The 14,432-nt window shown below is 49.2% G+C and carries 15 protein-coding genes; 5 read left to right on the top strand and 10 right to left on the bottom strand.

The window, feature by feature from the left end; translation table 11 throughout:
- Positions 1-55: 55 nt before the first annotated feature.
- Complete coding sequence (locus AC3QL0_RS07060) at positions 56-1,144, bottom strand: LLM class flavin-dependent oxidoreductase (RefSeq protein WP_493010706.1); 1,089 nt, start codon at positions 1,142-1,144, stop codon at positions 56-58.
- Between the two features lie 233 nt (positions 1,145-1,377).
- On the opposite strand from AC3QL0_RS07060, the gene AC3QL0_RS07055 reads away from it, so the two are divergent.
- A complete protein-coding gene (locus tag AC3QL0_RS07055) occupies positions 1,378-2,358 on the top strand; it encodes an AraC family transcriptional regulator (RefSeq protein WP_493010705.1) in 981 nt (326 codons plus the stop codon).
- A gap of 119 nt (positions 2,359-2,477) precedes the next feature.
- Here AC3QL0_RS07055 and AC3QL0_RS07050 read toward each other — a convergent pair whose 3' ends face one another.
- Positions 2,478-2,981, bottom strand: a complete 504-nt coding sequence (locus AC3QL0_RS07050) for a macro domain-containing protein (protein ID WP_493010704.1) — start codon at positions 2,979-2,981, stop codon at positions 2,478-2,480.
- A 222-nt stretch (positions 2,982-3,203) separates the two neighbouring features.
- Between AC3QL0_RS07050 and AC3QL0_RS07045 the strand changes: the two genes are divergently transcribed.
- Positions 3,204-4,043: a PA3715 family protein gene (locus tag AC3QL0_RS07045; RefSeq protein ID WP_493010703.1), complete on the top strand. Its 840-nt coding sequence runs from the start codon at positions 3,204-3,206 to the stop codon at positions 4,041-4,043.
- A 110-nt stretch (positions 4,044-4,153) separates the two neighbouring features.
- On the opposite strand, the gene AC3QL0_RS07040 is transcribed toward AC3QL0_RS07045, so the two are convergent.
- The 5 genes from AC3QL0_RS07040 to tadA form a co-directional block, all read right to left on the bottom strand.
- Positions 4,154-5,446 (bottom strand): MFS transporter, encoded by a 1,293-nt coding sequence (locus AC3QL0_RS07040; protein ID WP_493010702.1) that lies wholly within the window; start codon positions 5,444-5,446, stop codon positions 4,154-4,156.
- A gap of 173 nt (positions 5,447-5,619) precedes the next feature.
- Entirely contained in the window at positions 5,620-6,222 is a 603-nt protein-coding gene (locus AC3QL0_RS07035; protein WP_493010701.1) for an IMPACT family protein, read from the bottom strand.
- 10 nt (positions 6,223-6,232) lie between these two features.
- On the bottom strand, positions 6,233-7,834 hold the full coding sequence (locus AC3QL0_RS07030) for an ABC-F family ATPase (RefSeq protein WP_493010700.1): 1,602 nt from the start codon (positions 7,832-7,834) through the stop codon (positions 6,233-6,235).
- Between the two features lie 91 nt (positions 7,835-7,925).
- A complete protein-coding gene (locus tag AC3QL0_RS07025; protein WP_493010699.1) occupies positions 7,926-8,870 on the bottom strand; it encodes an LD-carboxypeptidase in 945 nt (314 codons plus the stop codon).
- Between the two features lie 85 nt (positions 8,871-8,955).
- On the bottom strand, positions 8,956-9,489 hold the full coding sequence (tadA, locus tag AC3QL0_RS07020; protein ID WP_493010698.1) for a tRNA adenosine(34) deaminase TadA: 534 nt from the start codon (positions 9,487-9,489) through the stop codon (positions 8,956-8,958).
- Between the two features lie 114 nt (positions 9,490-9,603).
- Between tadA and AC3QL0_RS07015 the strand changes: the two genes are divergently transcribed.
- Positions 9,604-10,554: an ABC transporter ATP-binding protein gene (locus tag AC3QL0_RS07015; protein WP_493010697.1), complete on the top strand. Its 951-nt coding sequence runs from the start codon at positions 9,604-9,606 to the stop codon at positions 10,552-10,554.
- Complete coding sequence (locus tag AC3QL0_RS07010) at positions 10,551-11,312, top strand: ABC transporter permease (RefSeq protein ID WP_493010696.1); 762 nt, start codon at positions 10,551-10,553, stop codon at positions 11,310-11,312. Before AC3QL0_RS07015 ends, AC3QL0_RS07010 begins: the two co-directional genes overlap by 4 nt.
- A 13-nt stretch (positions 11,313-11,325) precedes the next feature.
- On the opposite strand, the gene AC3QL0_RS07005 is transcribed toward AC3QL0_RS07010, so the two are convergent.
- A complete protein-coding gene (locus AC3QL0_RS07005; RefSeq protein WP_166409207.1) occupies positions 11,326-11,808 on the bottom strand; it encodes a YajQ family cyclic di-GMP-binding protein in 483 nt (160 codons plus the stop codon).
- A 111-nt stretch (positions 11,809-11,919) separates the two neighbouring features.
- Between AC3QL0_RS07005 and AC3QL0_RS07000 the strand changes: the two genes are divergently transcribed.
- Entirely contained in the window at positions 11,920-12,906 is a 987-nt protein-coding gene (locus AC3QL0_RS07000; RefSeq protein WP_493010695.1) for a bile acid:sodium symporter family protein, read from the top strand.
- Here the strand turns inward: AC3QL0_RS07000 and AC3QL0_RS06995 are convergent.
- Both AC3QL0_RS06995 and AC3QL0_RS06990 read right to left on the bottom strand, forming a co-directional pair.
- Entirely contained in the window at positions 12,903-13,727 is an 825-nt protein-coding gene (locus tag AC3QL0_RS06995; RefSeq protein WP_493010694.1) for a TlpA family protein disulfide reductase, read from the bottom strand. The genes AC3QL0_RS07000 and AC3QL0_RS06995 overlap by 4 nt on opposite strands.
- A gap of 44 nt (positions 13,728-13,771) precedes the next feature.
- Positions 13,772-14,425 (bottom strand): phosphoribosylanthranilate isomerase, encoded by a 654-nt coding sequence (locus AC3QL0_RS06990; protein ID WP_493010693.1) that lies wholly within the window; start codon positions 14,423-14,425, stop codon positions 13,772-13,774.
- Positions 14,426-14,432: the final 7 nt, after the last annotated feature.

Here is a 14,432-nt window from a genome sequence, read left to right as displayed (position 1 = left end):
GCTTATAGCGACTGCTAGCCTCGGTTCTCTCTATAGTCATCATGCCCTGCTCCAATTACGGGCGAATGCCTCTGGCACTCAACAACGGCAATACTTCATCGCGGAAGTATGGGAACTCTTTGACATAATCAAAGAATGACAGTGTCGTGCCCCTAAAGCCGGCATCGTGTAATGCACAGATCAAATCAGCCACGCGTTCTGGCGTACCCACCAAGGGGAAACCACCATGCCCTACCGCCATACGTTCACGTATTTGTGCCAGTAGTTCGTGCGGAAAAGAATGTGCATGCGCAAACTGTAGGTTCACCAAATTATCTACGGCACCTTCATCGGCGTTATCTAACATGCGCTGCCATTCAGCATCCGCCTCGGCTTGCGTAGGTCTACAGATCACATGCGAGAACGTCATCACTCCTACAGTACGCCCTTTGTCGGCTGCTTTTTGTGTCAGCTCGGCCACTTCGTTACGTGAACGCTCTAGCTCCATCGCTGGCGTAAATAGAAAGTCTGCATTTTGGCTGGCAAAATCACGCCCCTGCCCTGAACCGGCCGCGTTAAAAATAGGGGGATGGCAATCGGGGCGTGGATCGCCATGCACCTGATGCAAGTTGAAGTATTTACCTTCCCAGTTAAACCTACCTTCGTGATCCCACAACTTACGCACCACATCAAACCACTCTTGGGCATAGCCATAGCGGGTTTCGTGATCGTTAGGTAAATCCAAACCCAGCGCATCGTACTCAGGCTTGTTCCAGCCCGCCACAATATTCAGCCCAACCCGGTTACCACTCATTTGTGCCATGGTGGCAATTTGTTTAGCCAACACAACAGGATGATTCGCAACGGTATGTACCGTTGCAAAGATATTGATGTTCTTAGTACGAGCCAGTAATGCCGTTGCCCACGTCACGGTTTCCAGTACATAGCCATGGAAATCGGTTTCACCTCGGTAGCCCACCCAGCGAGCAATAGGCAACATGAAATCAATGCCGGCATCGTCTAGCAACTGCGCCAGTTTAAGGTTGTTTTCCCATGTAGCCTGCCAGCGATCAGGCAACTTCGACACTGTCATGCCACCACCACAATTACTGGCAAAGGTACCCAATAAAAAATGCTTACTTTGCAGCAAACTATTCTGACTCATGCTTGTCTCCTGTTAGCGATTTGCTTTATTTCTGCCTGAAATTCTAAGAACCAGGCCTATAACTCGCTATCAAAAAACTGCAGCACTATCTAAAAAACACAGCAAACTTCGCTAGGGAAAACCAGTGGTAGGCATTGCTACAGCTGCCTATATGTACTACGTGAATACACCAATAGGTTAGGACTAAACTATTCATTACTATAATAATTTACTCATTACGGGTGGGGCTCATCATGCAGTGCGCTCTTGAACGCCATAAGCAATTACGCTCTACAGACCCCGAGCAAGTGCAGTCGCACATCGCTCAGGTACTGTGCCCCCACCAACTGCATCTACGCAATCCTAAGCACTCGCTGAATACCGAACTTTATTATCGGCCGGGCACCCACTTAGGCTTTGGGCGTTTACGCTATGGCACAACCGTACACATTGCGCCCCAGCCCTTACAAGACTTCTATTTGCTGCAACTGCCCGTGCATGGCAAAGAACAGCTACACCTACATAACCAGCATTTAGACTATGACCTCACCGTGGCTGCCATCATTAACCCTGAGCAAGAGTTTGCGATGCAGCACGCCGACACCACTAATAAGCTATTTGTGCGCATCAACCGGCACAGCTTAGAACAGTTTTTTCAGCAGCATTACCAGCGCCCCCTACAAGGTTTACTGCAATTCGCCCCGCTGCTTTCTTTGCAGAAAGAGGCTGGGTACAGTCTTTGGCATATGTTGCAATGGCAGTTTGCTGAAGCCTCTGAGGGGGTTTTATTTGACCGTCCAGAAGCTAGACAGCGGTTAGAAGAAACTTTTTTGGCTACTTTGCTAGACCTATGGCCACATAACCAGCCCTTACAACAGTCAACCACTATCACCCCACATGCCATCAAGAAAGCCAAAGACTATGTAGCGCAGAATTTAAATGCAGCACTCACTATTAGCCAAATAGCCACCGCCGCTGACATTAGCAGCAGTAGCCTATACAGTGGTTTCAAAAGCTTTGTAGGGCTTAGCCCCATGCAATATGTGAAGCAACAACGTTTGCAGCATATACATCAGCTATTGCTAGAGGCAGACCCTAAATCAGCAACCGTCACTGAACTGGCGCTGCAAACAGGCTTTTGTCATTTAGGGCAATTCTCGGCCGATTACCAACGGCAATTTGGAGTACGCCCCTCGGTTACTTTGCAACAAAAACGCAGCGCCATAGTGTCATAAAAAAGGGCAGCGAATAATCGCCGCCCTCTTATCGTTTGCATGATGCGTCCTACTCAACAACAGGCATTAGCAACGCTAGCACCATACTAACGATTCACTGCTACAGGTACTTGCTAGCGTCACAGCTTCTCATCTGCTGCCACGCCCTTCTGATAAACCTCGTACACAATCACAGGAATTTTTAATTCGCCTAGATACTGCTGAACTAGGGGCTTCACATCGCTCCATTCCAAGCCACCTACACCCGTGGCAAGGCGTGGTATTGCAACGCTGGTAATGCCCTCTGCTTGCACGTATTTCGCCAAGCTCTGCAATACATGGCGTACGTTTTCCAAGGTAGCTTTACCGGCGCGAGCTGTTTTGCCATCACCCAAATTGTTCTGGGTTACCAGATTCAAAATGCGACGCACACTCGCATCTTCATCCACACCAGCCCACGGCCATACTTCACCTGGATTAATAGAATTGGCACGCACGGCATGCCTATAATCACGCACCATAGAAGGCCAACGCTCGCGTAGTGCCAATGCCAAACCACTATCAAATGGATCTTGTGGCGCAATACCGTGGGCGATTAACTGGGCGTGGGTCAGCAGGATGTCCCCTTCAACTTCACGAATCATAAATGCTCCTTTTTGTACAAGGGTGAATAATTTATGCTTTCACTATTACTATGCCCCTAACAGCAATTTGAGAGGTTGATGAGGGTCAAGAGAGCACCTAAGCACCCAACATTTCTGCACAGTCTGCGATACCATTGCCAAGCATGGCGGCAAATGCTCTAACGATCAAACACACATACAACCCGCTCCCTATCGCTTACCTTGGAACACAAGACTCACTTTATGCCTCCACGTTTCCTAGCCCTAACTGTTGCTGCCATCACGCTCTCTGTTGCCTCTGGTGCAGTAATCGCCCAAGAGCGATCCAACGAATGCGGTGAACGAGCCGAAACCATTCTACGAGCCCTCTACCCACAAGCAGAAAAAGTCTCCGAAACAGATTTCACAGTAGAGGGTGCTACCGCCAGAATATCTACCGATAGCTATCTAGGAATGTCGCCCTACGCGATGGTATGCCGACAATGGCCTGCACAGCCCGAACACCTGTTGGTAGCGCTACCGCTGCTTACCGATGAAGGCGATCACTATGCCACCGGCGATCTGGTCGTTGCCGTACTGCGCCATGACACTCTTAGCCCTGTCGCGCAGCACCGCATTGATGGGCTTATTGACGATGACGCCATTAGTCTCAGCATGATAGACATAGACACAGCACCCTATAGACTGGTAGAGGGCCGCTTGGCCTTTGGGGTGCGCATGTCACACCGAGGCGCCTCACGCGTGAACCCGTTTTACCAAACGGGTTTATTGCTATTTAATTTAAAAGACACGACGCTACGCCCCCTACTGCTTAACCTTGAGGTAGAACGTCACACAGGCGAATGGGATGGCCTATGCAATGGCACCTTTTCTAGCCTGACCCGCACCCTAGCAGTGGGGAAGCCCAATCAGCACAGAGGCGCAGAGATTCTGATCACTACCAAACGTAATAACTCAGAAGCCAAGGCAGATGCAAACGGTGACTGCAATGAAACGGAGGTAGAAAACACGACCAGCCGCAGCAAGTTGCAATACGACGGGCTACGCTATTCGGTGCCAGCAGGTATGAGAGTATGGGAGTGAGCCCACGTACGGCGTGCTGCTAACGCACTACATCACATGCGTTAGCTGACTCTATGCACAAAAAAGCGGGGGCATGCCCCCGCTTTTTTATTCGCTACAGTAAGTTGGTATTACTGAGCTTTTTGTTCACGTACTGTTGCCACCGCAAACAGCGAAATTAGTGCTGTTAGTACGATGTACACCGCAACAGGTGTCCACGAGTTATCGTATTTATCCATCAACCATGTAGCGATCAGTGGTGCTGTACCACCCGCCAAGGCTGCACCAATCTGGTAACCCAAAGTGATACCGGTGTAGCGAACACGTGTTGAGAAAATTTCCGAGAACATGGTACCCAATACAGCAGTAATAGGTGCCCAGATAATTCCCAGACCTACTACCGTTGCGATCAACAACAGGGTGGTGCTACCGCTATCCAGCATCATGAAGTATGGGAAGGCATATAGGCCCATTGCCACTGCACCCAGCATAAACAGGCGTTTACGGCCTACGTAGTCAGAGCACAAGCCCATCAGCGGAATGCAGATAGTGGTTACCAAGGTAGCAATCGTTACGGCGTTCAGTACATCAAAACGGTTGAAATCCAACGCACCAGTAGCATAGCTCACTACGTAGGTAGAGAAAATGTAGAACGGTGCCGTTTCAACCACTTTAGCACCAATGGCTATCAACACTTCACGACGGTGCGTAGTCAGTGTTTCCATAATAGGCATACGTGAGATATCACCGCTTTCTTTCGCTTTCTTAAAGGCTGGTGTTTCATCAATACCGTTACGAATCCACAAGCCCAAGAACACCAAACCAGCACTGGCAATAAATGGTACACGCCAGCCCCATTTCAAGAAATCTTCATCAGGCAGCAGGCTCATCAACGTCATAGCCAACGTAGCCAGCAACATACCGATGGTCACACCCATTTGCGGCACACTGCCGTACAAACCTTTACGGTTTTTAGGCGCGTATTCGTAGGCCAGCAACAGCGCACCGCCCCACTCACCACCAATCCCCAAGCCTTGGATCAAGCGGAAAACGATCAGCAAGATCGGCGCCAAAATACCGATGTCATCATAGCCAGGCAGCAAGCCAATCATTACGGTTGCACCACCCATCAAGGACAGTGTTATCACCAGTGTACGCTTACGGCCAATACGGTCACCAATGTGCGCAAAAATGAAACCACCCAATGGGCGAATGAAAAATGTGAGCGCAAAAGACAGGTATGCCAGCATCAACCCAACGACTGGGTCAACGGTAGGAAAGAACACTTTATTGAATACCAACGCTGCGGTGGTGGCATACAAAAAGTAGTCAAACCACTCAATGGAACTACCCGTTAAACTCGCTATAAGTACGCGTTTATGCGAAACCTTTGACGCTACTGCGGCCTCGTTTTGTTGACTCACTATGTCTCCTTGATCTGAATAAGCTTGTGTTTTTAGAAGCTGCCCACTTCCCTACAAGCCAGCCGTATGTTGCCACTGCGTGATTAGCAATAACAAAAAACAACCGAGAGTATAATGAGGTTGCACCTTTTGGATTATAGGGGTTTACCCGTTATTCCTATGGCACGTAATTCTTATTCTTCTTCAGGCGCTTTGACTTTCTCAAACAGGCCCTGCCCGCGCGTCATATTGGTGAAGGAATTTTCAAACTCAGGCACGTTTTCTACGGGTATGGCTAAGCGCCACACCACACCTTCGGCATCAAAATCTTCGGTGACAACTTGCACGCCGTGCTGTTCAAACCGGGAACGCACCAACGCCATATCGCTAAAGCTACAGGTACAGTCTATTTCGGCCAAGGCGATAATTTCGCGCTTCTCAGCCAGTCGCAAGCATTGCGCTGCGACACCACCATATGCCCGCACCAAACCACCTGTGCCAAGCTTTACACCACCAAACCAGCGAATCACTAGCACCACGACTTCGTCGCACTGCTGCCCTTCTATGGCCTGCAAAATGGGTTTTCCCGCCGTACCACCTGGTTCACCATCGTCATTAAAACGGTAGTTATTGCCTATTTTGTAGGCCCAGCAGTTGTGTGTAGCGTCAGGTACACTATGCGCTTCTAAGAAGCGCATAGCATCTTCTACCGTGTTAACAGGGGCAGCAATAGCCAAAAAACGGCTACGTTTGATGTCTTCCTCAAACTGATGCACCCCTGTCAAACTGCACAGCATAGTCACTCCGTTAGGAATCCAAACCGCGGTAGGTCAAGTAATCATCGTAGTTACCCACGAAGTCTTCGATCTTACCGTCTGGCATCACTTCCAGAATACGTTGTGCCACGCCGCCCACAAACTCTCGGTCATGAGAAACCACAATCAAGGTGCCAGGGTATTTTTCCAAGGCCATTTGCAAGGACTCGATGGACTCCATGTCCAAGTGGTTGGTAGGCTCATCCATCAACAATACGTTGTGCCTACCCAGCATCAAGCGACCAAAACTTAAGCGGTTTTTCTCACCACCAGACAGTACGTTGACCGACTTGTTGATTTCATCTGCCGAGAACAACAAACGCCCTAACACAGAACGCATGGCTTGATCGTCATCCCCTGCTTTACGGAACTCGCTCAACCAATCAAACAAGTTAGCATCAGTATCAAACTGGTCCGATACGTCCTGCGCCATGTAACCGATGTCGGCGTTTTCAGACCACGTTAAGGTACCGGAATCGGTCGCCAAGTCTTGTGCCAGCAGTCGCAGCAATGTGGTTTTACCCACGCCGTTTGCACCTACGATCGCAATACGCTCACCAGCTTCTACAGCTAAGTTCAAGCGGTTCACGATAGGACGGTCATACGATTTGCTGACCAGTTCGGTTTTCACTGCCAAACGGTGCAACGGTTTGGTTTGCTCAAAACGGATGTACGGGTTCTGACGTGAAGATGGTTTGACTTCTACGGTGTCAGATTTAATCTTATCGATCTGCTTGATACGAGCAGTAGCCTGTCTGGCTTTAGATTTGTTCGCCGAGAATCGACGCACGAAGTCTTGCAAGTCAGTAATACGCTCTTTAGCTTTAGCATTGGCATTCAGCTGACGCTCACGCGCTTGGGTAGATGCCAGCATGTAGTCATCGTAGTTACCTGGGTACACGCGCAGTTCGCCGTAATCCAAGTCAGCCATGTGCGTACACACCTGATTCAGGAAGTGCCTATCGTGACTGATGATAATCATGGTGCTTTGGTAGCTGTTTAGTACGTCTTCCAACCAACGGATAGTATGAATATCCAAGTTGTTGGTAGGTTCGTCTAGCAGCAGCACATCAGGGTTTGAGAACAATGCCTGAGCCAGCAACACACGCAGCTTCCAGCCGGGTGCGATTTGCGACATCAACATCGTGTGTTGCTCGACGGGAATTTCCAAGCCCAGCAACAGTTCACCCGCACGTGATTCGGCAGTGTAACCATCAAACTCAGCAAACTGGATTTCCAGATCAGCTGCTTTTAAGTAGTCTTCTTCAGTAGCTTCGGGGTCGGCATAAATGGCATCGCGCTCACTCATGACACGCCACATTTCTGTGTGCCCCATCAAGACCACATCCAACACACGTTGGTCTTCAAACGCAAACTGATCCTGACGCAGTTTACCCATACGCAGGCCCGGGTCCAGCGTCACGTTACCGGAAGTGGCTTCCAAGTCACCGCCGATAATTTTCATGAACGTAGATTTGCCCGAACCGTTGGCACCAATCAAGCCGTAACGGTTACCGCCGCCGAACTTGACGTTCACATTTTCAAAAAGAGGTTTGGCACCAAATTGGATGGTGAGATTTGCAGTGGAGATCACGCTATTGTAATTCGCTAAAAACTAAAACCTTCAAGTGTAGCAAGGGCTGTGACAAAGCACAGCCCCACACACTCCCCGAACGAGTACACGTTTAGTCGTGAACGTGCTCGTCTATCAATAAGTACGCCATGTCGTCTTCCCATGCCACACCCACCTGTTTGCCTACTGGCAACGTGGCTTTTACTTCAGTGTGGCCATAGGGTAAGCCGTTAATAATTGGCGTTTTAGTGTTGGCACGTAACCACTGAACCACGACATCTAGATCAAAACCTCTATCTTCGTCGCTCAGTTTGTAGTGGCTAAAGTTACCCAACAAGATGGCATGCTGTTTATCCAACACGCCGGCATACAGCAACTGGCTCAGCATGCGTTCAATGCGATATGGGTGTTCACTCACATCTTCAATGAACAAAATGCCGTTTTCCACATTAGGGAAATAGGGTGTGCCCATCAACGAGCACAACATGGCTAAATTCCCACCCCATAAAACACCACGCTCATCGACTGGATCTGAGCCAAACGATTCAAAACTCAACACTTCCAGTTCGTGACGCATGGTTTCCGCGAATAAATCGGCGGTTAAATCGTCTACTTCTTCGGCACCGAAATCAAATGCAGCGCAAGGGCCTGCATAACTGATCGCACCTGTTTGCGCCAACAACGCCAAATTAAAGGCGGTGAAATCACTGTGTCCCACATAACGTTTGCCACTATCAGCAATAGCTCTCCAGTTAATGTGCGGCAGTAATCTGGACATACCGTAACCACCACGGCTAGCCAAAATAATGTTCTGCTCTACATGAATAGAACGCTCAATAGCTGCCAAGCGCTGTTCATCCGTACCAGCAAAACGCTGATGGCGAGCCAAAGCATCTTGGTCTAACACCATTTCAAAACCCAGTGTTTTCAAACATTGTGTGGCACGTTCTAACTGAACCGGCTCTTTCACCGCACTAGAAGGTGAAATCACATATACCGCATCGTGTTCATGATGATGGTCACTGCAGGTACAAGAATGGTGATGATGCTGGCTCATGGTTTGGCTGACTCACACAAATTTAACTGAAACAAGATAGTGCACCCATCCTGCTCTCGCAGGCAAGGCACATCTATAAGCAGATTTAAGCGTTTTCGCTATCTGTAGGACTTTCGCTGTCGCACGACTTGCGTTGTGCTTTTTGTTGAGCGCGTCGCTCTTTAAAGAAACGACGTAGCAAATCGGCTGCTTCGGTTTCTCGCAGACCTTGCTCAACAATGGTTTGATGATTCAACTGGGTATGCTGCAAACATAATACGCTGCCACACGCCCCCGTTTTAGGGTCTGTAGCCGCAAATACCACACGGCCTACACGTGCATGCAACATCGCCCCCATACACATCACACAGGGCTCTAAGGTGACGTATACGCTAGCACCTGGCAAACGGTAATTACCTACCTTACTCGCAGCTTCCCGCAATGCCACCACCTCGGCGTGCGCAGTGGGGTCTGGCGTGGTAATTGTACGATTATACCCTTCACCAATGATTTGCCCTTGTGTATCTACAACGACAGCACCTACAGGCACCTCTCCGCACGCCCAAGCTTGCATAGCTAGCTCTAGCGCCCTATCCATATAGCGTTGCTCAGCTTCAGCTCCGAAGTTTTGCAGATCCACCCGTTTACCACCTTACCTAATCAGCCAAATCCCCAATCACGACTTTGCTACTACGTCGTATCGTGTGCGGGGCACGTATACTAGAGGCCATTTCTATTTTTGGTGTTCACTCTCATGTCACATACCATGAACACATCTGACCCAACTGTGATACAGATTGACGGTTTGTCCAAGCGCTACGCCAATGGCTTTCAAGCGCTGGATAATGTCAGCCTAAACATACAACGAGGCGAGATTTTTGCCTTGCTAGGCCCAAACGGTGCCGGCAAAACCACCTTGATTAGCATTATATGCGGACTGGTAAACGCCAGTCACGGTTCTGTGACCATTGACGGTTTTGACTACAAACGACAATACCGCCAAGCACGTTCGCGTATAGGCTTAGTTCCCCAAGAAATTGGTGCCGAAAGCTTTGAAAATGTGTTGAACAGCGTGAGTTTTAGCCGTGGCTTATTTGGTAAAGCCCCTGATCCCGCACTGGTAGAAAAAATCCTCAAAAGCTTAAGCCTCTGGGAAAAACGCCTGAATCCGCAAATTGCGTTATCTGGTGGCATGAAGCGCCGCGTCTTGATCGCCAAAGCGTTGTCGCACGAACCCGCTATTTTATTTTTGGATGAGCCCACTGCAGGCGTGGACGTGAGCTTACGCCAAGATATGTGGGAACTAGTACGCCAATTACGTGATCAAGGCGTCACCATTATTTTGACCACCCACTATATTGAAGAAGCCGAAGAGCTGGCTGATAGAGTTGGCATTATTCAAGGGGGCAAACTGCTACTGGTAGAAAACAAACAGCAGTTAATGCAAAAGTTTGGCGAGAAAACCATGCGCCTGCAACTGCAAAACCCTATTACTGCCCTACCTGATGACTTAGCCGATTTAGGTTTGGTCTTAGCAGAAGACGGCATGGCTTTGCTGTACCACTACAAAACCGATGATGCCGATCTGAGTATTGCCACTATTCTCAAGGCCATAGAGTTGCACCATATTCCTGTTCAGGATATAGACACTCATCGCAGCTCGTTAGAAGAAATCTTTGTCAGCCTCATGGAGAAACCGGCATGAATCTGCGTGCTTTATTCGCTATTTATAAGTTTGAAATGGCACGTACTAGGCGCACATTGCTGCAAAGCATTATTGCTCCGGTCATTTCTACCGCACTGTATTTTGTGGTGTTTGGGGCAGCCATTGGCCCACGCATACACGAAGTACAAGGCGTAAGTTACGGCTCGTTTATTGTGCCTGGTTTGGTGATGCTCTCCGTACTGACGCATAGCGTATCCAATGCCTCATTCGGGATTTATTTTCCCCGATTCTCACGCACCATTTACGAAATTCTGTCAGCACCAGTGTCTTACGCAGAAATCACGTTAGGCTTTGTGGGGGCTGCGGCAACCAAGTCCATTATTTTGGCCACCATCATTTTGATTACTGCCAAGATATTCGTGCCTTTTCATGTAGAACACCCATTTTGGATGGTTGCCTTCTTACTGCTCACTGCCATGACATTCAGCCTATTAGGCTTTATTGTGGGCTTATGGGCGGATAACTTTGAAAAGCTGCAACTGGTACCCATGCTGATTATTACCCCGCTTACTTTCTTGGGGGGTAGTTTCTATACCGTTGATATGCTGCCTAGCTTCTGGCAAAACGTCAGCCTACTGAATCCCGTACTGTATTTGGTGAGCGGCTTCAGATGGAGTTTTTATGGTGTGGCCGATGTGAATGTGGCATTAAGCCTGGGCATGACCTGCTTATTCATGTTGTTGTGTATCGCCGTCATTGCCCAGATTTTCCGTACTGGCTATAGACTACGCCCCTAAAGGCGCAAATGCCTTAATCACGGAAATTTTCAAACTGCAACGGCAGCTCTACATCGCTTTGTTTTAGCAAAGCGATGGCCTGTTGCAGGTCGTCTCGCTTCTTGCCAGTAACACGCAATTTTTCGCCCTGGATTTGTGCTTCCACTTTGATTTTGGCGGCTTTAATGGCTGCAATCAATTTTTTGGATGTGGGCTGGTCAATACCCTGTTTAACCGTAATCGCTTGGCGAGCTTCGGCAACGTTTTCCAACGGATCAGCCGTTTCCAAACAACGCACATCAATATTTCGTGCGGCAATACGTGCACGCAATATAGGCATCATTTGTGTTAGCTGGAAGGTGCTGGGCGCGTATTGTGTCACCACATATTCGTCCAATTCAAAACGAGCATTTGTGCCTTTGAAATCAAAACGGTTTACCAATTCACGGTTAGCCTGATCCACGGCGTTTTTCAGCTCTTGTTTGTCTACCTCTGAGACAACGTCAAAAGAAGGCATAGTGCAATCCAATAGAAGAAGTATTTATCATCCTTAAGTGTAACGCATTAGCCCGCTAGTCAAATAATGCTACAGTAGTACGTACCATGAATAAAAACCACAAGCATTCACATGTTATCGAGACTACGCCTTCTATTTGACAACTTCACCCTCATCCTTATAACCGTCGTTATACTAGCCAGCGTCTTCCCTGCTCATGGGCAAGGCGCTGTGTTTTTTGATTGGCTCACCAATGCCGCGATTGCACTGCTGTTTTTTATGCACGGTGCCAAGCTTTCCCGCGAAGCCATTATTGCTGGTGCCACGCACTGGCGCTTGCACGCGGTGGTCTTTAGCTGCACTTTCCTGCTATTCCCGCTAATAGGCTGGGCTGCACAACCCCTTTTAGTGCCACTACTGGGTCTGCAACTTGCAGCAGGGATTCTGTACCTCTGTGTTCTACCAGGTACGGTGCAATCGGCCATTGCCTTTACCTCAATCGCTAAAGGTAACGTGCCTGCTGCCATTTGTAGCTCGTCAGCCTCTAGCATTATTGCGATTTTGCTCACGCCACTGCTGTTGAAACTGCTGCTAGAAACGGATGTTGAAATTGACATGACCGACACAGTAGTCAAAATCAGTCTGCAAATTCTGCTGCCGTTTGTGGTCGGGCACTTGATGCGCCCTTTCATTGGCCAGTGGGTGACACGCAATCAGAACTGGCTCAAAAACATTGATCAAGGCTCTATTTTGCTGGTGGTGTACACCGCATTTAGCGCCTCGGTAGTCGGTGGTTTGTGGGCAGAAGTACACCCTATGTCGCTGGTTGCCCTGACTATTGTGTGCTTGGTGTTGTTGTTTGCGATTTTATATGCGACCCAGTGGATCGCCAGACGCCTGAACTTTGACTTGGCCGATGAAATCACTATCGTGTTTTGCGCATCCAAGAAAAGCATGGCCACGGGTGTACCCATGGCACAAGTACTGTTCTCCGCCAGCATCATTGGTCCTATGCTATTGCCGCTGCTGATTTTCCACCAGTTGCAGTTAATGGCTTGCGCGGTAATGGCCAACCATTACGCGCTTCAGCATAAGAAAAAAGCCGAAGCGGCTGCTTAACGCAGTTGCTCTATATACTGCGCTAACGTCGCACGGGAGACTTCCCCCATACGGATGGCTTGTACACTGCCATCACTGTTCACGAACAACGTTGTGGGAAGCCCCCTGCTGCGAGCAAAACGCGCCAGATCACCATCTTTATCCAACAGCACATGCTGCAAGTTTAGCTGCTGCCCTGATAAAAACCCGTCTACCGTTTCCGCACGCTCTTGCTGGTTCGCATAGATAAATGTGAGCTGCGGATACTCACTCTGTGCCGCCTCAAAGACGGGCATTTCACGTCTACACGGTGGACACCACGACGCCCATAAATTGATCACCATGGGTTGGCCACTAAAATTTTCTAGTGTCACGGTTTGTTCTGCAACCGACTCTGCCCACGGGTTTTGCAGCTGAGTTTGCAAAGGCAAGGGTTGTGCCTCTTTTTTATAGACGCCCAACCACAGGAAGGCACTACCTCCAACCACTACTGCTGTCATCACACTTAAGGCGAACGCCGTGCGCTGCAGTCCCACACTTTTATAGCCTAGATATAAGGCCATTGCTGCTGCAGCGATCAGTCCAGCGGCAACCGAGAAGCCCCCATCCCGTATGTCCAGCGTGCCTAACAGATTCGTTTGATATTGCTCCCAGTATTGGGCAACAAACACCACGCGCGCCACCACCAGCCCCGCTAGAGTAGTCAGCCAGAGTCGCGATTCGATTTTGATGGTGTATTTTTTTTCAAGCAGCCATGCCAACGCTACTGCACAGAGCAGCGTCAACAAGACAATGAAAAGAGGAGTGCTTAATGCAAAGGGACCAATTGTTATAGAGTTCATTTCCTGCTCACGTAAACCTTCAGTGCAACAGGATCAGACACCTATTAGCAGTAAAGGTTGCATTGCTGCATAAAGGCTTGCATGCGCAGGCTGGATTTCTCGCCAGGAGCCTGCTCTATGCCTGAGCTAACATCTACTGCAAATGGACGTACCTGTTGAATGGCAGCGCCTACGTTCAGTGCATCTAAGCCACCCGCTAAGATCACAGGGCGTGCCGTAGGCTGTTTATGCACCTCATTTAGCAATGCCGTATCAAAGCGTACACCCGTACCGCCATAGGCCGGACTAAAGCTGTCAAATAACCAGCCACTGGCACTTTGGTAGTCTTTGCACTGCTCCCATACCGCACGAGCGCTGTCGCTGTGTGGCCCCCCTACTCTGAATGCTTTCAGGTAGGGGTGGTCAAAGGACTCACAAAAGGCAACGCTTTCATCACCGTGGAATTGCAATAAGTTGGGGCGCACCGCTTTCAGAACATCTTTCACATAGCGCGGTTCTGGATTCACAAATAATGCGACTAGCGAAACAAAAGCTGGCACATGACGACGCAGCGCCACGGCCTGCTCTAGGCTCACAAAACGCTTACTTGGCGGATAGAACACCAACCCCAAGGCATCAGCCCCCTGTTCTACCGCAGCGGTGATATCTTCCGCACGGGTGAAACCGCACATTTTCACCCGTATTTTGCCCATACTCATTTGTTAA

This window comes from Paenalcaligenes sp. GW821-LYS-B07-1 (genome assembly GCF_058803365.1).
Note: the sequence above shows the minus strand (reverse complement) of the source record. Positions and strands in the feature narration are given on the sequence as shown.